The sequence below is a fragment of the Faecalibacterium sp. DFI.5.82 genome (assembly GCF_029076575.1).
GTDB classification, from domain to species: Bacteria; Bacillota; Clostridia; order Oscillospirales; family Ruminococcaceae; genus Faecalibacterium; species Faecalibacterium duncaniae.
Genome location: NZ_JARFIS010000007.1, coordinates 26,442 through 48,065 on the forward strand (window position 1 = coordinate 26,442; position 21,624 = coordinate 48,065).

Below are 21,624 nucleotides of genomic sequence, written 5' to 3' on the forward strand. Positions count from 1 at the left end.
GAAAGTAGACGGGGTGGTTGAGATGCCAATGGAGCGGTACAAGCCCGCCGCCAGATGATTCCCCACTCTCAGGGAGCCGAGGGCGAATATGAGAGACCTAAACATATTTTATCAGGAGCAGCCGGATGCTGTTTTCAGTCTTCGGTTGCTCCTGTTCTTTACATAACTACCCGCTTATTTTTAATTACACATAGGAGGTAAGCCTATGGATGAACTGAATCCTACCATCAAAGAGCGTCAGATCTACCATGAGATGAAGCTGACTCCTGCGATGGTCAAGTCCATCCGTACCCTCTGCGGTGTCTGCCTCCGGCACTACGTTGAAACCAAGGCGTTCAAGATCGCCATTGTGCCGAATAAGGACAGATGCATGGAAACCTGCACGGTCTGCCAGACCCGGCGTGGCTACGACTACGTTGTCATGCCGCGCTGAATCCGGTTTTCATTCACCCGCAGGGATGCGATAGAATCCCTAAAATCAATTACCACCATGAATTGAGCAAAGCCCGCTGCAAAAAAGCAGCGGGCTTTTGCATATCAGAATGGAGGCTCGCACTTGGAATCGAATTGGAAGTTCCAACGCGGAGACATCTATTTTGTAAAACTGGAGGCAGGCGTTGGCTCCGAACAAAACGGTGCCCGCCCAGCAGTCATTCTTCAAAATGATGTCGGCAACATCTACTCTCCGACTTTGATTGTCGCGGCTTTGACAAGTAAGACAGATAAGAAAGTAACACAGGCAACGCATTGTCAGGTAGAAGAAGATGGCCTGAAGCCGTCCATTGTTCAGGCAGAACAGATTTTCACCATTGATAAAAGCCGTGTCCTGAAGTTTGTCGGACACCTTTCCCCGGAGAATATGCGCCGGGTCGATGATGCAGTGAAGATCAGTCTTGCCCTGAATCCGATGGGCAGCATTCAAAAACTCAAACCGATCATCCGCTCTCAGGCGGCTTATGCGCCTCCTGAAGTGGTGGATGGAAAGCCACCCATCTATCCCTACACACCCATCAAATCGTCCTTTGAGGACGCTGGGAGCGTAGAGGAGATGATGGTGTATACCGAACTGCAATCCGCTGTTCATGCCATGATTCAGCGGCTCGAATACAGCTTTACCTTTAATCCCACCTTGCTCACCATCCCGAAGCGTAAGCAGCAGGTCGCTGAGATTCTGGAAGAAGCTGAAAAATACATCTGGCGAATCAAGGAGGAAATGAGATGCGCCTGAAAAACACTGCGGATAACTTCTCCGCTTCCTTTCATATCACACCGCCGTACCAGATGGTGGTCATTCACAGCAGTAAGCTGATCTACCCTCGTGAGCTGTACCAGCGGGGCATCCAGCGCAAGCGCGTTGAGCTGATTGCCAAAGACTTTAACGAATATACGGCGAACGAGCCGAAGGTCAGCTTTCGCAATGGCCGGTATTATGTAACGGACGGCCAGCATACCATTGAAGCGCGTATCCTGCGCAACGGCGGTAAGGATCTGCCGATTCTGTGCAAGATCTACACCGGCCTGACGATGCAGCAGGAAGCTCTGTTCTTCGCAGAGCAGAACGGTCACGCCGCACCTCTGACGGCGGGCATCAAGCTCCGTGCCAAGGTCGTGGGAGAGGATGCGCCCTCCGTTGCATTTCTCGCAGCCACCAATCGGGTGGGTCTGGACTTCAACTACGACAGCTTGCAGTTGAGCGACTACCGCATCAGCTGCGTGGGCACCGCACTCAAGCTGTACAACCAGATGGGCGAGAAAATCTACTGCGAGGCCCTGCGGCTGATCGTGGCTGCATGGGAGGGCAAGCCTGATTCGTTCCGGGCATCTGTCCTGCGGGGCATGATGCACTTTGTGGAACTGTATCACGGTGAGTTCAGCGAGGAACGGCTGATCCGTGCTCTGCGCAGCGTTCACCCCATGGAGATTTATCGCAGCGGCATGGACAATCCTGCCAAACTGCCCGGATGGAAGAAATACGTTTTTCCCATCTATATGGCCTACAACGGCAAGTGCCGCAAGGATGCCCTGCCGATGAAATTCTGATAAATCAAAGGAAAGGGCACTACGATGATTGACAAGTTTTCTCAGGTCGCAGAGAACCTTCCTGCGGCTGACCGTGATGCCGACCGGCAATATCATGTAATCAACGGTTATCCTGTCGTTTTTAGCTTTTCCAAGGAACCCAACCCGGAAGCGTTTGAGCGCATTCGGAACATCCTGCTTGCCACCAGCTATACGAAGAAGGTAGGTTGACATCATGGACGAATGCAGAACCAAACGCTATACTGAGTGCGGTAACGGGCGGTGCTACAAGCCGAACCATTGCCGGACGTTCTTTGACAACGGAATAAAGTCTGTCCCCACTTTTGTTATGAAAGTGAGGAATTTGTAATGACAGAAAACAACAACCGTGTCTGTTGCTTGTACCGCGTTTCCACCGATAAGCAGGTGGATTTCAATTCCAACCATGAAGCTGACCTGCCCATGCAGCGAAAGGCTTGCCATAAGTTCGCTGAATCGAAGGGCTGGGTCATCGTCCATGAGGAACAGGAAGAAGGCGTATCGGGCCACAAAGTCCGGGCTGCCGCCCGCGACAAGCTGCAAATCATCAAGGACTATGCACGGAAGGGCAAGTTCGACATTCTGCTGGTGTTCATGTTCGACCGTATCGGTCGTATCGCAGATGAAACTCCCTTTGTTGTGGAATGGTTTGTACGGAACGGCATCCGGGTATGGAGTACCCAAGAGGGTGAGCAGCGTTTCGACAACCACACCGACAAACTGCTGAACTACATCCGCTTCTGGCAGGCAGATGGCGAGAGCGAAAAAACTTCCGTCCGAACCCGCACCAGTCTGCGCCAGCTTGTGGAAGAAGGTCACTTCAAGGGCGGAAATGCGCCTTATGGCTATGACCTTGTACGGAGTGGGCGTATCAACAAGCGCAAACACGAACTCTACGAACTGCACATCAACGAACAGGAAGCTGCCGTAGTGCGGATCGTCTTTGACAAGTATGTGTATGAGGGCTATGGTCCGCAGCACATCGCCACCTATCTGAACAATTCTGGCTATCGTGCAAGGTCTGGTAAATGCTGGCACCCGTCAAGTATTCGGGGGATGGTACAAAACCTGACCTACACCGGCGTTCTCCGTTGTGGGGATGCACGGTCAGAATTGATGCCGGATTTGCAGATTGTCCCGCAGGAACAGTTTGAAAACGCACAGCGCATTCGGAATGAACGTTCTGTACGCTCAACTGCGGAAGCCGAAAATCGCCTTCCTTTGAACATCCATGGGAAGTCGCTGCTTGCCGGCAACGCTTACTGCGGACACTGCGGTGCAAAGCTGGAACTGACCAGCAGCCGTAAATGGCGAAAAATGGCAGATGGTTCGTTAGACGATACGCTGCGTATTCGCTATACCTGTTACGGAAAGCTCCGCAAGCAGACCAACTGCACCGGGCAGACGGGATATACCGTCCACATTCTGGATGAGATCATTGATAAGGCGGTGCGCCAGATTTTTTCCAAAATGAGGGGTATCCCGAAAGAGCAGATCGTTACAAAACGCTACGAAAAAGAAACTACGGAGCGCAAAAACCATCTGCAAGACCTGCAAACGCAGCGAGACAAGGCCGAGAAAGACCTGCTTTCTCTGAAAGCCGAAATTTTAGCCTGCATCAAAGGCGAAAGTGTGTTGCCGAGAGAAACCCTTGCCGAAATGATTACAGAGCAAGAAGAGAAACTCAAGGAACTGGAAGACCTTTGTGAATCTGCCAGTGAGGAACTGGAGAGAACAGCAGAGCTGATGGATAAAGTGTCGAGGCTCTATGATGAGCTGATTTCCTATGCTGACCTGTACGACAGTGCCAACTTTGAAGCGAAGAAGATGGTTGTCAACCAGCTGATCCGCAGGGTAGACGTTTATCGTGGCTATCAGATCAACATCTCGTTTAACTTCGATCTCACTCCTTACATTGAGGGGGAGTGATACGTCCGCCTGCAAAACAGTCGGGCATCGAACAAGCATTTTCAGAAACAACGAAACAGCAAGAATTGGGGGTTGCCGTCCATGTGCCTGCAAAATCAGGCATTTGGATGATTTTCAGTGCGACCTCCAAGAAAGCAAAAAGAAAAGCACCGTACTTCAAACGAAGTACAGTGCTTTTTTGGTGGAGAATAGCGGGATCGAACCGCTGACCTCTTGCATGCCATGCAAGCGCTCTCCCAGCTGAGCTAATCCCCCATAAAATCCAAGAAGCGAACCTCTTGGATGGAGTTTTTTGTTGGGAATTTGATTGTCGCAGGACTATCTGACTGGGGGTGCGTTTTGATACCAACCGGGCTCCCAGCTGAGCTAATCCCCCACATATTCAGTTTGTGTCCTGCGACGTGTGTTATTATACCAGCTGCACCGCCCTTTGTCAACCTTTTTTGCAAAGTTTTTTCAGTAAACTGGACCGTGCAGGCACATCGACCGGGCACAGCCCCCTCCACGCAAAACAGCGCATCCCGCAGGCAGGCTCTGCCCGAAGGATGCGCTGTTGTTCTTGTTCCGGTTACTGCTTGTGCTTGGAGCCAAAGCGGTACTCTTTGCCCTCACGGATGCGCTGGATATTGGCCCGGTGCATCCAGATGACCATGCCGCCCATGATGGCAGCTCCCACCACGCAGACGATGAGGTCGTCAGCGGCGAAGCCCTTGAGCAGGCCGTAGATGAGGGTCAGCACCGGATAGGATGCCGCCATTGCAATGCTGCCCAGCGACACCATGCCGGTGGGCACAAGGCAGAGCAGAAAAACGACGGTCAGCACCGGCAGGAGGATGGGCTGGATCGCCAGGATGGCACCTCCCGCCACCAGCACGCCCTTGCCGCCCTTGAAGCCGAAATAGATGGGCTTGGTGTGGCCCACCACGGCCAGAATGGCGGTCAGATACACGCCCAGATAGGGCGAAACGGCGGCATCTGCGGGCAGGAACCCGAAGAGCCAGCGGCCGATGCAGACAGCTGCAACGCCTTTCAGCACGTCGCCTGCGGCGGTGAGCGCCGCTGCCTTTTTGCCAAAGGTGCGCAGCATGTTGGTCATACCGGCCGCACCGCTGCCGTGATTGCGGACATCATCGTGGTACAGGTACTTGCTGACCAGGATGCCGGTGTCCACGCTGCCCAGCAGGTAAGCCTGCGCAGCGGCAGCCAGAACGATGAAGAAGGTCATCATCAACAGCCGCCTCCCCTGTTACACATCTTTTGCGCCGACGCTGCCGGTGCCGCGCTCACGGATCACCAGGCGGATGGGCGTGTGTTCCAGACCAAAGTTCTCCCGGATCTGGTTGATCAGATACCGCTGATAGCTGAAATGGAACAGCTGCTTGGAGTTGACGAAGGCCACGAACGTCGGGGGACGGGTGGAAGCCTGGGTCAGGTAGAAGATCTTCAGGCGGCGGCCCTTGTCACTGGGCGGCTGCATCCGGGCGGTAGCGCGGGCCAGCATCTCGTTCAGGACACCGGTGGGCACGCGGGCACCGTTCTGGGCATCCACGTCACGGATCAGCTGCATCAGCTTGTTCACGTTATAGCCGGTCTGGGCCGAAATGAAGATGATGGGCGCATACCCCATGAAGCTGAAGCAATCGGCGTAATCCCGGCGCTGATGCTCCATGGTGTTGGTCTCCTTGCCCTCCACAGCATCCCACTTGTTGACAACGATGATGCAGGCCTTGCCCTGCTCGTGGGCATAACCGGCCACCTTGCTGTCCTGCTCGGTAAAGCCAACGGTGGCATCCACCAGGATCAGGGCCACGCGGCTGCGCTCCACAGCGGCCAGTGCACGCACGACCATATAGCGCTCGAGGCCGTCAGAGATGTTGCTGCGCTTGCGCAGACCGGCGGTATCGGTAAAGATGAACTTGCCGTAGGCGTTATCCACGGGGGTGTCAATGGCATCGCGGGTGGTACCGGCCTCGTTGGCAACGATCATCCGGTTCTCGCCCAGAATGCGGTTGGTCAGGCTGGATTTGCCCACGTTGGGGCGGCCGATGATGGCAACGGGGATGCGGTCCTCCTCCACCACGGTCTCGCTGAAATCGAGGTGGGCGCAGACAGCGTCCAGCAGGTCGCCGGTACCGTGACCGTGCACGGACGAGATGGGCAGCACCTCGTCAAAGCCCAGGTTATAGAACTCGTAGAGCTCCATGGGGGCCTCGCCGGTCTTATCGCACTTGTTGACAGCCAGGATGATGGGCTTGTGGCTGCGGCGCAGCATGTGGGCCACTTCCTCGTCGGCGGCGGTCAGGCCGTCGCGGACATCCACCACCATGATGATGCAGTCAGCGGTGTCAATGGCGATCTCTGCCTGCTCACGCATGTGGGCCAGAATGCCCTCGGTCGCCTTGGGCTCGATGCCGCCGGTGTCCACCAGCATGAACTCGTGGCCGCTCCACTCGCAGTTTGCAAAAATGCGGTCGCGGGTGATGCCCGGGGTATCCTCCACGATGGCCAGACGCTGGCCGCAGAGCTTATTGAACAGGGTGGACTTGCCCACATTGGGGCGGCCGACCACTGCTACGATGGGTTTGCTCATAGGGGGTTCCTCCTTTCGTTATGCTCTTCTTCTTCTCGAAATATGCAGGCCGGTGCGGAGCAGGGCTTTTGCCTCATCGCCGCCGCCCACCGGCAGCACCTCGACCTTGACCCCCAGCCGTTCGCCCAGCTGGGCAATGGTCATATCATCGAGGAACGTATCTTTTTCTTCCCGCAGCATGACAGCGGGGATGCCCAGGGTGCCGCTTTCCAGCTTTCCCTCACACTGGGCAATGATATCGGTGGCGGTGACAAGCCCCGCCACGCCCACGTTGCCGCCAAAGAAATTATTCTTGACAACGTGAACTTTTACATCGATCATGGGGTACTGGCGGTGGAGCTCGTCCATCAGCTCAGTGATGAGGGGGCCTGCCATGGTACCGGTGACCACATCGATCTGCTTGGTGCCGTAGATGCGGTGGGGCCTGTCCAGCTCTGCCCGGAATTCATCCTCGAACAGTCGCATCATGCCCACGCCGTTTTCCAGCTGGTCAAAGTCCTCATAGAACTCCGCCGGGGGGATGGGCCGCCCCGCCTTGAGATACCACTCATCGCTGGGGTAGATGATGCGCTTGCCGTGGCGGCGCTTGCACTCATCGCCAAACTCCTCCATAATGTCGATGACAGCGGCGCTGGTCTCGGCATCATAGGGGGTCTGCTTGAACAGATTCTGTCGGTAATCCGTCACACCGCAGGGCACAGCGGCAATGCTCTGCACCATAGGGGTCAGCTCCAGCAGGTCGCCCAAGGTGCGGCGAAGCTCTTCGCCATCGTTGATGCCCCGGCAGAGCACCAGCTGACAGTTGACGGCGATGCCGCCCTCCACCAGACGGGGCAGGTACTTGAGCACCTCGCCGCCCCGCTTGTTGGCCAGCATCCGGACACGGAGCTGGGGGTTGGTGGTGTGCACCGAAATGTTGATGGGCGAGATGTGCATCTTGATGATGCGGTCGATCTCGTGATCCTGCATATTGGTCATGGTGATGTAGTTGCCGAACAGAAAGCTCAGCCGCTCGTCATCATCCTTGAAATACAGGCTCTCGCGCATACCGGGGGGCAGCTGGTCGATGAAGCAGAACATGCAGTGGTTGGAGCAGGAATGCTTCTGGTCGCCCAGATAGGTGGAGAAATCGCAGCCAAAGGGGCCGCGCTCCGCGCGCCGGACATCCCACTCCCGGATGCCGTCGGCAACCTTTGCCTTCAGGTGAAAGCTGCTGCTGTCGGTATAAAAATCATAGTCCAGCGTATCGTTCAGCTCATTTTCGTCCACGCTCAGCAGCTCATCGCCGGGCTGCAGGCCCAGCGCCTCGGCTTCACTGCCCGCGTCGATGCGGTCGATCTTGATCGCCATTGCATTTCACCTCCAGACAAAGAAAGAAGGGGAAGGCATTGCGCCATCCCCTTCTCAACATAACACCAATGTGCCACCAATTTTGCGCAAATTAGGCCTTCTTGATGACTTCCTCGCCCTTGTAGTAACCGCAGTTGCCACATGCCTGGTGGGGGAGCTTCAGAGAGCCGCAGTTGCTGCACTTGACCAGTGCGGGGGCCTCCAGCTTCCAAACATTGCTGCGACGCTTGTCGCGGCGGGCCTTGGAAAGATGTCTCTTAGGTACTGCCATATTTTTGCACCTCCTTGATGGGTTTCTCAGTTCAGCAGTGATTTGAGGATCGCGAGCCTTGCGTCAACAGGAGCGGCTTTGTCTTCCTCCGGCGGGCAGGTACATTCTGCCCTCTTCTTGCCGCACCGGGGGCATAACCCCGGGCAGTCGGCGCTGCAAAGCAGCACCGTGGGGATCTGGAACATAAACTCCTGGGCAAGCCATTCATCCACATCCAGATGTCCTTTTTCGTCCAGCGGAAGCTCGAAATCCGGGTCATCCAGATCCCGCTCCTTTGCTGTCCACTCCGCTTCAACTGTCTCTTCCCGCTCAACCGGGTCCAGACAGCGGGCGCACTCTCCGTGCACCAATGCTTTTGCCCGCAGTGTCATCCGGACCTCGTCGCCATCCGGTTCAGCGGTAAAGCTGGCCGACACGGGCTGTTCGATCCTTGCACCGGCAAAGTCCCGTGCAGACAAATCACAGGGAAACTCTGCATGGTAAGGCTGTGTGCCGGTTGCGATAAACTTTCTCAGGTCAAATTGCATAGTACACCTCATAAAAGGCTGCTTTGTTAGTATAGCGCCAAAGCCAACCTTTGTCAACACCAAAACAGGCAGAAAACCGAAAAAATTTTGATTTTCCGGTTTCCTGCCCGTTGGAATGCGCTCAGTTCAGAAAATTACAGGTACTTTTTCACGTCGTGGGGCAGAGCAGCCTCATCAGCACTGACAGTAACAGTGACCTTGACGGAATCGCCTGCAATGGCGGCCATCTCGTCCAGCACAGCGCCCAGACGGTTGATATCGTGATCCAGCACCTTCAGGATGCCGTCGATGTACAGGTCGGTGATATCGTAGTTGCTTGCCATCAGGCCGGCAACAAAGCCGTACAGCATCTCGCCGCCGGCGATCTTATACTCATCCAGATCGATCAGACGTGCAGCGGGGGCAATGTCGTAAGTCAACTTCATGCCTTTTTCCACGACGACGACGTTGCCTTTGGAGGTCTTGACCGCGTCATTGATCTGGTCGATCATTGCCTTGGTCTTGCCGGAGCCCTTGGTACCAACAATCAGTTTAATCATAGTTCTGTCCTCCTGTATTTTCCACGCCTTGCGGCGGGAGATCATTTTTTGTTTCCTGCTTACTTCAACTTTGCTTCCAGCTCGGCGGTCAGGTTCTCGTAACCCGGCTTGCCCAGCAGAGCGAACATGTTCTTCTTGTAGCTCTCGACACCCGGCTGGTTGAAGGGGTTCACGCTCAGCAGGTAGCCGCTGCATGCACAGGCACGCCAGAAGAAGTAGATGAGGTAGCCTACATTATAAGCAGTCAGGTCATCCACCTCGATCAGTACCTCAGGCACGCCGCCGTCGGTGTGGGCAAGGATGGTGCCCTCCATGGCCTTGCGGTTGACTACGCTCATATTCTGGTCCGCCAGGAAGTTCAGGCCGTCGAAGTTGCCCTTCAGCTCTTCGATGAACAGATCCTGCGCAGGCTTTTTGACATCCACGATGGTCTCGAACATGATGCGGGAGCCTTCCTGGATGAACTGACCCATGGAATGCAGGTCGGTGGAGAAGATGCAGCTTGCGGGGAACAGGCCCTTGTTGTCCTTGCCCTCGCTCTCGCCGAACAGCTGCTTATACCACTCGTTCATCAGGGTGAAGTTGGGCTCGTAGCACTCCAGGATCTCAACAGCCTTGCCCTTGCGGTACAGGATGTTGCGGATGGCGGCATACTTGTAAGCGTCGTTGTCCGGGCTCAGCACGGAGAAGCGCTCCATGGCATCGGCTGCGCCCTTCATCAGCTCGTCGATGCTGATCCCGGCGGCAGCGATGGGCAGCAGGCCCACAGCGGAGAGAACGGAGTAGCGGCCGCCCACATCGTCAGGAACCACGAAGGTGGGCCAGCCCTGCGCGTCAGCCAGCTGCTTCAGGGTACCCTTGGCACGGTCAGTGGTTGCATAGATGCGCTTGTTGGCTTCCTCAACACCCATCTCATCCTCCAGCAGCTTGCGCAGAACGCGGAACGCCAGGCTGGTCTCGGTGGTGGTACCGGACTTGGAGATGACATTGATGGAGAACTTCTTGCCCTTGCACAGAGCAATGATATCATTCAGGTAGCTGGGGCTGATGCTGTTGCCGCAGAAGTAGATCTTGGGGCCATCCTCCAGCTCGTTGTGGTACAGGCCCTTGACGGCCTCGATCACAGCGCGGGCACCCAGATAGCTGCCGCCGATGCCGGCAACCACCAGCACCTCGGAGTCCTCACGGATCTTCTTGGCAGCTTCCTTGATGCGGGCAAACTCTTCCTTGTCGTAATCGCGGGGCAGGTACATCCAGCCCAGGAAATCATTGCCGGGGCCATTCTTGGCTTCCAGCTGGTTGTGAGCCGCTTCCACCTGAGGATAAATGGCCTTATATTCCTCTTCGTTGATAAAACTGGAGAGGTGCTTTGTATTCAGAACGACGCTCATTCTATCAGAACCTCCAAACGTTTTTACGGGACGTGCTCCCTGAGGGTTTTGTTAGTATAAGTGTACCGTTCCAATCGTGCAAAGTCAAGGCCAAAATCCCCGGATTTCATACAATTTTAGTAGTGTTCTTTTGGCTGTCCTGACATCTTTTGTTCAGGCCCGCCAACGCCGCTTTGTTCCTGCTAACCGCTTTTATTCGGTGATGTGTTTCTTTTGCCCGCTATGCTCCCAGCAGGCACTGCCACAGCAGCTCCAGCGCGCCGCCAAAGGTCAGCAGCGGGGCATCCGCGGCCGCTTTTACTTCGTATTCATTCAATAAGGTATCATCCTGAAAAATGCTCACCTTTCCCACCGTCTGCCCCTTTTCCACGGGGGCCTCCAGCGCCTCGGGCAGGGTCAGCTCAGCCCGCAGGGCAGAGGTCGTCCCCTTCTCTATCAGGATCGTCTCGGGCAGGGCGGCGTAATCCAGCGGCACGCTGTCCTCGGTGCTGCCCTTTACGGCCAACGCCAGCGGGCGCTCCGGCAGGGTGGGCAGCGGGGCGGCGGCATAGTTGGCAAAACCGTAGTCCAGCAGGGTGGTGGCGGAGTGGAACCGGTCGGCGCTGGAGGGTGACCCCAGCACCACGGCGATCAGGGTCAGGCCGTCCCGGGTGGCGCTGGCGCTGATGCAGACCCCCGCCCCGCTGGTGGTGCCGGTCTTGAGCCCGGTGATGCCGCTGTACCGGCGCAGGAGCTTGTTGGTGTTCACCAGCTGGGTCTGGCCGTTCCGCAGGCTGTCCGTCCAGATGCCGGTATAATGCAGCAGCTCCGGGCAGGTATTGAGAAGGTACCGGCTCAGAACGGCAACATCCCGCGCCGTGGAGAGATGGCCCTCGGTGTCCAGCCCGCAGGCGTTCCGGAAGGTGGTGTTGGTCATTCCCAGCTCCGCCGCCCGGGCGTTCATCTGTTCCACAAACACCGGCTCGCTGCCGCCCACCAGCTCGGCCACCGCCACAGCGGCATCGTTGGCCGAGGAAACGCAGATGGCCCGCAGCATCTCGTCCAGCGTGAACTGCTCCCCGGGCTCCAGCCAGATCTGGCTGCCGCCCATGTGGTAGGCGTGTTCGCTCACCGGCACGGGGGTATCGAGGGTCAGTTTTCCACCGCGGATGGCCTCAAAGGTCAGCAGCAGGGTCATCAGCTTGGTGATGGAAGCAATGGGCATCCGCTCATCCGGTGCTTTCTCGTAGAGCACACGGCCCGTCTCCGGCTCCATGAGGATTGCCGCCCGGCATTCCAGCTGCAGCCCGCTGTTGGCCGGAGCCGCCGCCAGCACCGCCGGGGCATCCGCCTGCACTGCCGGTCCCGTTCCCCCAATGGCCACCCGCAGCCCGGCCCCCTGTGCCGTACCCACAGCCAGCGCAAACAGCCAGAAGCAGAGCACCCCCGCGCAGAGCAGGGCCAAATTTCTCCGTTCCATTCCTCGTACCTCCCCGCGTAAAGTCTCTGGTTGCATTCTATGCAAAAAAAGAGGGGTCAATGCCCTTTTCTACGGGATGAAAATCTGCTATAATAGGAGAGTTTATAAACACTTTAGCTGGCTCACCCTCTCAGGCCGCTTCGCGTCCAGCTCTCCCAAAGGGAGAGCTTTTGACAAAACCAGTAACTTTGCATGGATTGCCAAAGCCTCGCCCTTCGGGAGAGGTGGCAGCGCGTCAGCGCTGACGGAGAGGGTGAGGCCGTTCATCTGAGAGGATCTTTATGCGAGTTTGTTTTTATACCCTTGGCTGCAAGGTCAACCTGAACGAGACCGGCGCGCTGGAGCAGATGTTCCGGGGCGCTGGCTTTACCATCGTGCCGGAGGGCGAAGAAGCGGATGTTTTTGTGGTGAACAGCTGCACCGTGACCAACTTCGGTGACCAGAAGAGCCGCAAGTGGCTGCGCCGCGCCAAGCGCGAAAATCCCGGTGCCGTGACCGTGCTCACCGGCTGCTATCCTCAGGCTTTCCCCGAGGAGGCTGCCCAGTTCATGGAGGCTGATCTCGTCTGCGGCAACGGAGACCGCAAGGCCATCCTGGACAATGTGCTCAAGCTGCTGGACGGCCACGAGCGCATCGTTGCCGTTACACCCCACCAGCGGGGCGAGCTGTTTGAGGAGCTGCCCGTGGAGCGGTTCGAGACCCACACCCGTGCGTTTATCAAGGTGGAGGATGGCTGCAACCGCCAGTGTGCCTACTGCGTCATCCCCCGCGCCCGCGGCCCGGTGCGCAGCCGCGCCGAGGACAGCATCCTGAAGGAACTGCGCCAGCTGGCCGCCTCCGGCTACCGCGAGGTCGTGCTCAGCGCCATTTCCCTGCCCAGCTACGGTCTGGACACCGGGACCAATCTGGTGGAGCTGGTGGAAAAATGCGCTCAGGTGGAGGGCATCGAGCGGATCCGCCTGGGCAGCCTGGACCCCGACATGCTGACCCCGGAGTTCATCACCCGGCTGGCAGCGGTGGAAAAGCTCTGCCCCCAGTTCCACCTCAGCCTGCAGAGCGGCTGTACCTCCACCCTGCGCCGGATGCGCCGGGTCTACACCGCGGAGCAGTACGCCCAGGTGGTGGACCAGATCCGCACCGCTTATGGGGAGCGCCCTGTCAGCTTTACCACCGACTGCATCTGCGGCTTCCCCGGTGAGACCCAGGCCGACTTTGAGGAAAGCTGTGCCTTCCTCAAGAAGATCGGCTTCCTGAAGGTCCATGTGTTCCCCTACTCCCGCCGCAGCGGCACACCCGCTTATGATTTTCCGGCTCAGGTGCACGAGCGGGAGAAGCAGGCCCGCAGCCGCGAGATGAACGCGCTGGCCGAGGAGGTTCGCCGGGAGGTACTGGCCGCTCATGTCGGCACCGAGGACGAGGTCCTGTTGGAAACACCCCTCTCCGAAACGCTGTTCACAGGCTACACCCGGCTGTACATCCCGGTGGTGGTCTCTGCCCCCGGCCACAAGAGCGGCGAGATCGTTCACGTCAGGCTGGGCGAGTACGATGGCGAGCGCGTCCGTGCAGCACTCTGCTAAAAAAGTTCGTTAAATCTTGTGCGTCCTGTACTATTTGCTAATTCTTTAACATATTTGAAGTTTTCTCTTTTCACGCAGGCCCGTTTATGTTAAAATAAAACTGGATATCTGGGACGGAGCGCCGGTTGCAGCGGCGCGGTACCAGCCGGCCCGGAGCAAAGCAAATTCCGTCTGCCGCAGTCCAGTGTGGGACGGGATGTTTTCTGTTTCTGAACAAGGAGAGATTGGAATGAGTTTTCGAGGAATCAATACCACAGTCATTCAGATCCGCCGTCAGGTGTTTACCGAGGTTGCCCGCATGGCTTACGCCAACGTCAAGGGCGAGCAGGCCAACCACCTGATGCGCAAGATCCCCTACACCATCATCCCCGGTGAGGAAGGCAAGCTGCGCAAGGACATCTTCCTGGAGCGCGCCATCGTCGAGGAGCGTGTCCGTCTGGCCATGGGCCTGCCCACCCGCCGCATGGATGAGCACAACAGTGTGGTCTCCGGCCTGGAGGATGCTTCCATTGCCGATAAGTACTATGATCCCCCGCTGGTGAACGTGATCAAGTTTGCCTGCAACCGCTGCCCCGAGAAGCTGGTCAAGGTCTCTGACCTGTGCCAGGGCTGTCTGGCCCACCCCTGTATGGAAGTCTGCCCCAAGAAGGCCATCACCTGGGAGAGCGGCCGTTCCACCATCGATCAGGAAAAGTGCATCAAGTGCGGCCGCTGTGCCACTGTCTGCCCCTACAACGCCATCGTCAAGACCGAGCGTCCCTGCGCCGCTGCCTGCGGCATGGGTGCTATCCACTCTGACGAGCTGGGCCGTGCCGAGATCGATTACAGCAAGTGCGTTTCCTGCGGTCAGTGTCTGGTGAACTGCCCCTTCGGCGCTATTGCCGACAAGGGCCAGATCTATCAGCTGATCCAGGGCTTCAACCGCGGCGACCGCATCTATGCACTGGTCGCTCCCGCCTTTATCAACCAGTTCCCCTCTCTGGCTTCCACCGGCAAGCTGAAGGCTGCCCTGAAGGCCATCGGCTTCTACGATGTCGTGGAGGTCGCCATCGGTGCTGACCTGTGCACCGTGGACGAGGCCCACGACTTCCTGGAGGAAGTGCCCGAGAAGCTGGACTTCATGGCTACCTCCTGCTGCCCCGCATGGAGCATGATGGCAAAGACCGCCTTCCCCGCTCTGGCCAAGAACATCTCCATGACCATGACCCCCATGGTGTTCACCGCCCGCATGATGAAGCAGAAAGACCCCACCGCCCGCATGTGCTTCATCGGCCCCTGCGCCGCCAAGAAGCTGGAAGCTTCCCGCCGCACGGTCCGCTCTGACGTGGACTTTGTGCTGACCTTTGAGGAGCTGGCCGGTATCATCGAGGGCAAGGATCTGGACATCGATCTGCTGGAAGTGGATGAGAACGAGGCAGCACTCTGCTCCGCCTCTGCTGCAGGCCGCGGCTTTGCACAGTCCGGCGGCGTTGCCAATGCCGTTGCCAACAAGATCAAGGAATGGCACCCCGATATGGAGGTCAAGATCGCCTCTGCACAGGGTCTGGCCGACTGCAAGAAGCTGCTGATGCTGGCCAAGGCCGGCAAGTACAACGGTTACCTGCTGGAGGGCATGGGCTGCCCCGGCGGCTGCATCGGCGGCGCAGGCACCATTGCCGACCCCGCACGCACCGCCATCCAGCTGAACAAGTATATGAAGGAAGCTCCCTTCACTGACCCTGAGCAGAGCCCCTATATGAGCGAGATCCACGTTCTGAAGGACGACCCCAATTTTGAACTGTAATCTCTCCGTCACCTGCGGCTTGCCTCCCCTATTACGGAATCTGGCGCAAAGAGCCTGAGAGGTTTTACAATATCCGCTTCCCGCACAGGGGAGCGGATATTTTTTCTACTTTTTAATTTCATAAGTGAAACTTTTTTGTGAAAAGCTCACGAAGCAGATTGACATGTTATCGCTGGCGTGATATTTTAGCGTTGACAAACCCTGTGTTCTGCCCCAACAGGACACCAGAGCAGGCCGCACACGCGCGGCCAGGAAAGGTTGATCTTTATGAAAAATACATTCAAACGCTCCGGCGCAGCGCTGATCTCGCTGGTGCTGCTGTTGGTGCTGGCTGTCAGTGCCGGTGCCGCCAGCAGCCAGAATGTCGGTGTGAAATTCTGGAAGGAACGCTCCGATAAGGAATCCATGGCCAACAGCGGCATCGATCCCGACCGCACCGCCACCCTCACCCGGCAGGCCAACGGCACTTACACCCTGACCCTGCCGGTCATGCAGGTATCCAAGCTGGGTGTCACCGGCTATCTGTCCGGCCTGACCATCGGCGATGTGACCTACGACGGCACACTGACCGGTGATTTCAACAAGGCCACGGCGGTGCTCACCATCAAGAACCTGCCCGCCTCGGTGCTCACCGGCAGCGACGTGAACAAATCGGTCCTTGTGACCTGCAACATTCAGATGGACCTGCAGGTCCTGGGCGAGATCAACACCAGCGCCCGGATGTGTATCTGGAACCAGAAGTAAATGGCAAGCAAAAAGGCAGAGCCCGCGGGCCCTGCCTTTTTGTTTTTCCTCACAGGTCCATCCTGCGCTCCACGAGATCCGTGACCATGGTGTCCAGCTGGCTCATGGCGCGTTCCGCGCCCTTGGCCAGCTTGCGTGCGGTGCGCTTGACCTGCCGCTGGTTCTGTGCCATTGCCATGGTGCCCACGGCCCCCAGGGCCGCGCCTGCCGCCATGCCCAGCAGAACACTGCCGGAGGAAGGCTGACGATTTGTGTTTTTCATGTGGCTCTCTCCTTTCCACTGTGTGATTTTTTGCCGCTGTGGCTAGTATTTCCTGTAAAGAATCCGGTATGCGCTTTTTTTGTCCCGCAAAATGTGGTATACTGTATCATACGCTGAGAAACTGGGCCCTGTGCGGCCCGTGGATGGCGCAAAGGAGGATCCTTTTTGTTGAAACCGACTGAACCGAAAAAAATTCTCTGCATTCACGACCTCTCCGGCATGGGCCGGTGCAGCCTGGCGGTCATCCTGCCGGTGCTGTCCGTTATGGGCTGCCAGCCTGTGGCCCTGCCCACCGTGGTGCTCTCCACCCACACGGGCGGTCTGGGCACACCGGCACGGCTGGACGGTGCCGCCTACGGGCTGGCCGCTCTGGAGCACTACCGGGAGCTGGGTGTGGAGTTTGACTGTATCTACACCGGCTACTTAGGCGGCGAGGAGCAGGTGGCGCTGGCCGAAAAGGCGTTCGATCTCTGGCCTGCTGCCCGCAAGGTGGTGGACCCTGTGATGGGGGACAACGGCAAGGCCTACTCCACAGTGACCCCGGCTCTCATCGACCGGATGCGCGGGCTCTGCCGCCGGGCAGACCTGATCCTGCCCAACGCCACCGAGGCCGCCCTGCTGCTGGAGCGGGAGCCCCAGACCGACGCGTTCGATGACGCTTCCGCTCAGGCGCTGGCCGACGAGCTGCTGACGCTGGCCCCCAGCGCGGTGGTCACCGGCCTCGCACTGGGCAAGTACATCGGCTGCGCTGGCTCCGGCCGCGAGCGCTTCGTCATCAAAAAACTGCACATCAGCCGCAGCTTCCCGGGCACGGGCGACCTGTACGGTGCCGTGCTCATTGGCTCGCTGATCCAGGGCAACGCCCTGAGCGCCGCTGCCGACAACGCCGCCGAGTTCGTCTCGCTGGCCATTCAGCAGACCCCCGCCGATCAGGACACCCGGTACGGTGTCTGGTTCGAGCCCCTGCTGCCCCGGCTCTGCCCGGTGAGCTGGAATGACTGAGGAAGCCGCCATGAGCGAAAAACCGACCCTGAACATCGTTCTGGTAGAGCCCCGCATCCCCCAGAACACCGGCAACGTGGCCCGCACCTGTGCCTGCACGGCCTGCCGCCTGCATCTGGTGGGGCCCATGGGCTTTGCCATCGATGACAAAAAGCTCAAGCATGCCGGGCTGGATTACTGGCACTACCTCGACATCAACTATTATGATGGGCTGGAGGATTTCTTTGCCCGGAACAAAGGCCCGTTCTACTACTTTACCACCAAAGCGCCCCAGCGCTACACCGACATCCAGTACCCGGACGGGGCCTACCTTGTGTTCGGGCGGGAGGATGCCGGCCTGCCCGAGGCACTGCTGGCGGCCAACCAGGAGCATTGCATCCGGATGCCCATGCGGGATACCTGCCGCAGCCTGAACCTTTCCAACAGTGTGGCTGTGGGGGTGTACGAGGTCCTGCGCCAGTGGGATTTTCCGGAGCTGCTGGACCATGGCCGCCTGCGAGAATATGAATGGAAATGAGGGACATTATGAGCAAGATCGCGATCCTGACCGATTCCTCCTGCGATATCCCGCAGGAGCTGGCCGAGAAGTACGGCATTGATATTATGAGCTTTCACATCCTGCTGGATGATGTAGACTATATCGAGCGTGAGAGCTGCACCAATGAGGAGTTCTACGAAAAGATGCGCGCCGCCAAGGGCATTCCCTCCACGGCTGCCATCACCCCCATCCAGTTCTGCGAAAAGTACTGCCAGTATGTGGACGAGGGCTACACCGATGTGATCCATGTACCCATCAACCGCAGCGGCTCCTCCACCTACAACAACGCCGTGATGGCCCAGGGGATGCTGCGGGAGGAACGCCCGGAGCACCACCTGCGGATCCACCTGCTGGACCCGCACACCTACTCCATGCCCTTTGGCTGGTATGTCTGTGAGATGGCACGCAAGCTGCAGAACGGCGCGGAGATCAGCCACGTCATTCAGGAGTTCGAGACCCAGATGGACAAGATGGAGATCGTTCTCGGACCTTACAGCCTGAAGCAGATGAAGAAGAGCGGCCGCATCTCTGCCGCCGCCGCTGTCATGGGCGAGCTGATGGGCATCCGCCCCATCATCACCCTGATCGATGGAAAGACCAAGGTGGAGGCCAAGGTGCGCGGTGATGACAAGGTCGTGCCCGCCATGGTGGAGCTGGCCAAAAAGCGCAGCGAAGGTGTGGAGGACTTTGATTATATGATCGGCCACACCAACATCCCCCAGAAGGATGATCTGATCAAGGCCTGCCGCAAGGCGTTCGGCAAGGACCCGCTCATCACCTTCCCGCTGGGCGGCGTTGTTTCCGCCAACACCGGCCCCGATACCATTGCTCTGGTCTACGTTGGCCACGCACGCTGAGTTTTTTCTGAGAACTGCCCGCCGCGGCAGTTCTTTTTTGTTTGCAGGCCGTTGCATTTTGCGGCAATTTATGCTATACTCCCTTTTGCTGCGTTTTTGCGCGGCAACCTGAAAGAGCAACTTAGGATTTTAGGCTCCCCGGCGTGTCTCGAACCATGCTGGGCCAAACCCATAGGGCTGGCGGTCCCTGTGCGGTCAAAATTCATCCGCCGGAGTATTGTTATGAATCAGAATTTCACTGTCCGCAAACTGGCCCGCTGCGCTGTGGTCGCAGCTCTCTATGTGGTGCTCTGCATGGCGCTGCAGCCGTTCTCCTACGGTGCGGTGCAGGTGCGTGTTGCCGAGGCCCTCTGCCTGCTGCCCGTGTTCGGTGCCGAGTACATCGTGGGCGTGGTGCTGGGCTGCTTCCTTGCAAACCTGCTGGGCTCCACCATCGTGGATGTTATCTTTGGCACCCTGGCCACCCTGCTGGCCTGTGTTGTGACTTACAAACTGCGGAACGTCCGCTTCAAGGGTCTGGCCATCGTGCCTTCCCTGCCGCCCGTGCTCTTCAATGCGGTCATCATCGGCATTGAGATCGCCGTCATGTTCCCCGATCCCTCTTCCTCTGCTCCGCTGTGGCTGGCCTGCATCACCAACGGCATCTCCGTCGGCATCGGTGAACTCATCAGCTGCACCGTGCTGGGCGTGCTGCTGGTGAAGATCGTGGAGACCAACACCTCCCTGCGCAAAGTGTTCCTGGAAGCCTGATCGAGCAGGCAGACAAGACAGATTCATAAGGCAAAGGCTTTTCCGTTGCTCGGCCTTTTTGCCCATAATATAGAAAGACCTCCTCTGGCCGTTTTCCAGAGGAGGTCTTTGTTTTTATCCGATCACTTGTGCTCCTGCAGCCAGCGCAGGGCCATATAGGCATAGGCCGCGCTGCCCTCAAAGAGGACGCTGTCATCAAACTTCACCTTGGGGTGATGCTGGCCGTAGGTGTAGCCCTCGTTGGCGTTGCCCGCCGTCAGGAACATGCTCACGGTGGGCACCTCATGGCTGACGAACGCGAAATCCTCGCTGCCGCCGCCGGGCTTGCCGCCGGTCATCGGGGTCATATCCATTGCACCCTTGCCCAGCAGCTCGCCCATATAGGTCAGGGCGTTGCCGGCAAGCTCCTTGTCCACCACCATGCAGGGGCAGTAATCACTGAAGGTGATCTCGGCGGTGCAGCGGTAGGCCGTGGCCACCCCCTGCACGATCTCGGTCATCCGCTTGTGCAGCAGCTCCGTCACCGCGCCCTCGGGGTCGGTGGTGCGGATGGTGCCCCACATCTCCGCGCTGTCCGGGATGACATTGGAGGCCGCGCCTGCCTGGAAGCGGCCGGTGGTGAACACGCCAAAGCTGTGGGCATCCAGCTCCCGGCTGTTGATCTCCTGCAGGGCAATGTGGATGTGTGCCGCCGCCGTGATGGGGTCGATGCACTTTTCCGGCATGGAGCCGTGGCCGCCCTTGCCGTGGACGATGATGTGATACTGCTCACAGCTTGCCATGGTGATGCCGCCGCAGGCAGGCACCAGCACCACACCGGCGGGGATGGGCATTCCGCCCAGCACATGGAACATGACTGCCGCATCCACACTGGGGTTTTCCAGCAGGCCGTTGGCGATCATATCAGGCGAGCCCTGGAAGATCTCCTCGGCGGGCTGGAACTCCAGCTTGACGGTGCCCTCGATCTCATCCTCGTGCTCCTTGAGCAGTTGGGCAGCACCCAGCATCATTGCCGTGTGCATATCGTGGCCGCAGCCGTGCATCTTGCCCGGCACCTCGGAAGCGTAATCCACACCGGATTCCTCCTGAATGGGCAGGGCATCCATATCGCCCCGCAGCAGGATGGTCTTGCCGGGCTTTTTGCCACCTGCCAGCGCAATGACACCGGCCTTGCCGCAGTCCTTGGGCTCGTAGCCCATCTCGGTCAGGGCCTTTTTCACCAGTGCCTTGGTCTGGGTCAGATCAAAGCCCACCTCCGGGTGACGGTGCAGGGTGCGCCGCCACTCCACCAGCTGGGGTTCCAGCGCCTGGGCACGGCCCAGCAGTTCTTTTGCAGTCAACATATCAGTCAGCTCCCATTCTGTTTGATTTTCAGCCTGCATGGACAGCCTGTTCAATGGAATTTTCCACCAGACTGTTCAGACTCATATTGTGGGCCATTGCAAAAATGACCGCCTGCTTGTGCAATTCCGGGGAAATGCGGACATTGAAGCTCCCCTTATAGGCACGTTCCGGTTCGGTGTGTTTTTCCTCGCACAATGCCAGATAATCATCCACTGCACCGTGGAAATCATTTACCAGCTCTGCAGCGGTACTGCCCTCATAAGAGATCAGAGCCCGGATCCCCATGACCTTGCCATAAAACAGGCCATCTTCCTCCGAGAACTCCACACTGCCAACATAGCCCTTGTACTCCATCGTGTTATTCACAGAAGTCCCTCCTGTTCCAGAATTTGAATCAATTGCTTGACCTGATATTCCAGCAGTTCTTTTCGGGGATGGGGTTTATGCATCAAGATCGGTGGATACTGTTCCGATACGAACACAATGCGGGAACCGCTGGTACGGCCCTTGTTGGAGCGCTCATACCCAAAATATCGCAGCAGGCTTTCGGCATCATCAAAGGTAAAAGTCTTTGGCTTGGCTTTCAGCCGCTCGATCAGCTTTTCTTTCTGCCCCATATCCTCATCCTACTTCCAGTATAGCATGTTCTTCTT

General features: G+C 57.9%; 24 protein-coding genes, 1 tRNA gene and 1 riboswitch. Of the genes, 12 read left to right on the top strand and 13 right to left on the bottom strand.

All coding sequences use genetic code 11. The features are described 5' to 3' along the window. Positions 1-205 precede the first annotated feature (205 nt). From P0G09_RS09585 to P0G09_RS09605, 5 genes are all read left to right on the top strand, one after another. The gene (locus P0G09_RS09585) at positions 206-433 is read left to right on the top strand and encodes a hypothetical protein (RefSeq protein WP_117532939.1); all 228 of its coding nucleotides are present in this window, start codon (positions 206-208) and stop codon (positions 431-433) included. Between the two features lie 123 nt (positions 434-556). Continuing rightward, positions 557-1,228, top strand: a complete 672-nt coding sequence (locus P0G09_RS09590) for a type II toxin-antitoxin system PemK/MazF family toxin (RefSeq protein ID WP_097772416.1) — start codon at positions 557-559, stop codon at positions 1,226-1,228. After that, the gene (locus P0G09_RS09595; RefSeq protein ID WP_117929825.1) at positions 1,219-2,040 is read left to right on the top strand and encodes a DUF6551 family protein; all 822 of its coding nucleotides are present in this window, start codon (positions 1,219-1,221) and stop codon (positions 2,038-2,040) included. The genes P0G09_RS09590 and P0G09_RS09595 overlap by 10 nt, the downstream gene beginning before the upstream one ends. A gap of 24 nt (positions 2,041-2,064) precedes the next feature. Further along, complete coding sequence (locus P0G09_RS09600; protein WP_015565653.1) at positions 2,065-2,250, top strand: hypothetical protein; 186 nt, start codon at positions 2,065-2,067, stop codon at positions 2,248-2,250. Positions 2,251-2,388: 138 nt separating this feature from the next. After that, positions 2,389-3,987 carry a recombinase family protein gene (locus P0G09_RS09605; RefSeq protein ID WP_117532940.1) on the top strand — a complete coding sequence of 533 codons (1,599 nt, stop codon included), beginning with the start codon at positions 2,389-2,391 and terminating at the stop codon, positions 3,985-3,987. 179 nt (positions 3,988-4,166) lie between these two features. Here P0G09_RS09605 and P0G09_RS09610 read toward each other — a convergent pair. From P0G09_RS09610 to P0G09_RS09650, 9 genes are all read right to left on the bottom strand, one after another. Beyond that, positions 4,167-4,242: transfer RNA gene (locus tag P0G09_RS09610), tRNA-Ala, on the bottom strand. A 313-nt stretch (positions 4,243-4,555) separates the two neighbouring features. After that, a complete protein-coding gene (plsY, locus tag P0G09_RS09615; RefSeq protein WP_097772644.1) occupies positions 4,556-5,215 on the bottom strand; it encodes a glycerol-3-phosphate 1-O-acyltransferase PlsY in 660 nt (219 codons plus the stop codon). An 18-nt stretch (positions 5,216-5,233) separates the two neighbouring features. Continuing rightward, positions 5,234-6,577, bottom strand: a complete 1,344-nt coding sequence (der, locus tag P0G09_RS09620) for a ribosome biogenesis GTPase Der (RefSeq protein ID WP_005932951.1) — start codon at positions 6,575-6,577, stop codon at positions 5,234-5,236. A gap of 18 nt (positions 6,578-6,595) precedes the next feature. Beyond that, positions 6,596-7,927: a DUF512 domain-containing protein gene (locus P0G09_RS09625; RefSeq protein ID WP_117476276.1), complete on the bottom strand. Its 1,332-nt coding sequence runs from the start codon at positions 7,925-7,927 to the stop codon at positions 6,596-6,598. A 91-nt stretch (positions 7,928-8,018) separates the two neighbouring features. Next, positions 8,019-8,198: a 50S ribosomal protein L32 gene (rpmF, locus tag P0G09_RS09630; protein WP_005920250.1), complete on the bottom strand. Its 180-nt coding sequence runs from the start codon at positions 8,196-8,198 to the stop codon at positions 8,019-8,021. Between the two features lie 26 nt (positions 8,199-8,224). Next, the gene (locus P0G09_RS09635; protein WP_275252535.1) at positions 8,225-8,725 is read right to left on the bottom strand and encodes a YceD family protein; all 501 of its coding nucleotides are present in this window, start codon (positions 8,723-8,725) and stop codon (positions 8,225-8,227) included. A 134-nt stretch (positions 8,726-8,859) separates the two neighbouring features. Next, complete coding sequence (locus P0G09_RS09640) at positions 8,860-9,264, bottom strand: hypothetical protein (protein WP_035394124.1); 405 nt, start codon at positions 9,262-9,264, stop codon at positions 8,860-8,862. A gap of 59 nt (positions 9,265-9,323) precedes the next feature. Further along, entirely contained in the window at positions 9,324-10,655 is a 1,332-nt protein-coding gene (locus P0G09_RS09645) for a glucose-6-phosphate isomerase (protein WP_154276542.1), read from the bottom strand. Positions 10,656-10,875: 220 nt separating this feature from the next. Further along, complete coding sequence (locus P0G09_RS09650) at positions 10,876-12,114, bottom strand: D-alanyl-D-alanine carboxypeptidase family protein (protein WP_275252536.1); 1,239 nt, start codon at positions 12,112-12,114, stop codon at positions 10,876-10,878. A gap of 281 nt (positions 12,115-12,395) precedes the next feature. Between P0G09_RS09650 and mtaB the strand changes: the two genes are divergently transcribed. The 3 genes from mtaB (at position 12,396) to P0G09_RS09665 (ending at position 16,218) form a co-directional block, all read left to right on the top strand. Then, positions 12,396-13,691: a tRNA (N(6)-L-threonylcarbamoyladenosine(37)-C(2))-methylthiotransferase MtaB gene (gene mtaB, locus P0G09_RS09655; protein WP_275252537.1), complete on the top strand. Its 1,296-nt coding sequence runs from the start codon at positions 12,396-12,398 to the stop codon at positions 13,689-13,691. Positions 13,692-13,920: 229 nt separating this feature from the next. Then, on the top strand, positions 13,921-15,474 hold the full coding sequence (locus P0G09_RS09660) for a 4Fe-4S dicluster domain-containing protein (RefSeq protein ID WP_197036470.1): 1,554 nt from the start codon (positions 13,921-13,923) through the stop codon (positions 15,472-15,474). A 267-nt stretch (positions 15,475-15,741) separates the two neighbouring features. Next, on the top strand, positions 15,742-16,218 hold the full coding sequence (locus tag P0G09_RS09665; protein WP_005932934.1) for a hypothetical protein: 477 nt from the start codon (positions 15,742-15,744) through the stop codon (positions 16,216-16,218). Positions 16,219-16,267: 49 nt separating this feature from the next. Here the strand turns inward: P0G09_RS09665 and P0G09_RS09670 are convergent, their stop codons facing one another. Continuing rightward, on the bottom strand, positions 16,268-16,480 hold the full coding sequence (locus tag P0G09_RS09670; RefSeq protein WP_005932932.1) for a hypothetical protein: 213 nt from the start codon (positions 16,478-16,480) through the stop codon (positions 16,268-16,270). A 165-nt stretch (positions 16,481-16,645) separates the two neighbouring features. Between P0G09_RS09670 and P0G09_RS09675 the strand changes: the two genes are divergently transcribed. From P0G09_RS09675 to P0G09_RS09690, 4 genes are all read left to right on the top strand, one after another. Next, positions 16,646-17,482, top strand: coding sequence for a bifunctional hydroxymethylpyrimidine kinase/phosphomethylpyrimidine kinase (locus tag P0G09_RS09675; RefSeq protein ID WP_275252538.1), 837 nt, complete (start codon positions 16,646-16,648; stop codon positions 17,480-17,482). A gap of 10 nt (positions 17,483-17,492) precedes the next feature. Further along, entirely contained in the window at positions 17,493-17,999 is a 507-nt protein-coding gene (locus tag P0G09_RS09680; RefSeq protein ID WP_035394116.1) for a tRNA (cytidine(34)-2'-O)-methyltransferase, read from the top strand. Continuing rightward, the gene (locus P0G09_RS09685; RefSeq protein ID WP_097772649.1) at positions 17,990-18,877 is read left to right on the top strand and encodes a DegV family protein; all 888 of its coding nucleotides are present in this window, start codon (positions 17,990-17,992) and stop codon (positions 18,875-18,877) included. Before P0G09_RS09680 ends, P0G09_RS09685 begins: the two co-directional genes overlap by 10 nt. Positions 18,878-18,991: 114 nt before the next feature. Further along, a riboswitch (PreQ1-III riboswitch) is annotated at positions 18,992-19,092 on the top strand. A 7-nt stretch (positions 19,093-19,099) separates the two neighbouring features. Beyond that, positions 19,100-19,627: a QueT transporter family protein gene (locus tag P0G09_RS09690; protein WP_035394114.1), complete on the top strand. Its 528-nt coding sequence runs from the start codon at positions 19,100-19,102 to the stop codon at positions 19,625-19,627. A gap of 122 nt (positions 19,628-19,749) precedes the next feature. On the opposite strand, the gene P0G09_RS09695 is transcribed toward P0G09_RS09690, so the two are convergent. Genes P0G09_RS09695 through P0G09_RS09705 form a run of 3 tightly spaced genes read right to left on the bottom strand, consistent with a single transcriptional unit; the run spans position 19,750 to position 21,588 of the window. Continuing rightward, positions 19,750-20,970, bottom strand: coding sequence for a M20 family metallopeptidase (locus P0G09_RS09695; RefSeq protein ID WP_098922961.1), 1,221 nt, complete (start codon positions 20,968-20,970; stop codon positions 19,750-19,752). Positions 20,971-20,998: 28 nt separating this feature from the next. Further along, positions 20,999-21,337 (bottom strand): type II toxin-antitoxin system HicB family antitoxin, encoded by a 339-nt coding sequence (locus P0G09_RS09700; protein ID WP_117505747.1) that lies wholly within the window; start codon positions 21,335-21,337, stop codon positions 20,999-21,001. After that, the gene (locus tag P0G09_RS09705; protein ID WP_097770846.1) at positions 21,334-21,588 is read right to left on the bottom strand and encodes a type II toxin-antitoxin system HicA family toxin; all 255 of its coding nucleotides are present in this window, start codon (positions 21,586-21,588) and stop codon (positions 21,334-21,336) included. The genes P0G09_RS09700 and P0G09_RS09705 overlap by 4 nt, the downstream gene beginning before the upstream one ends. Positions 21,589-21,624 lie beyond the last annotated feature (36 nt).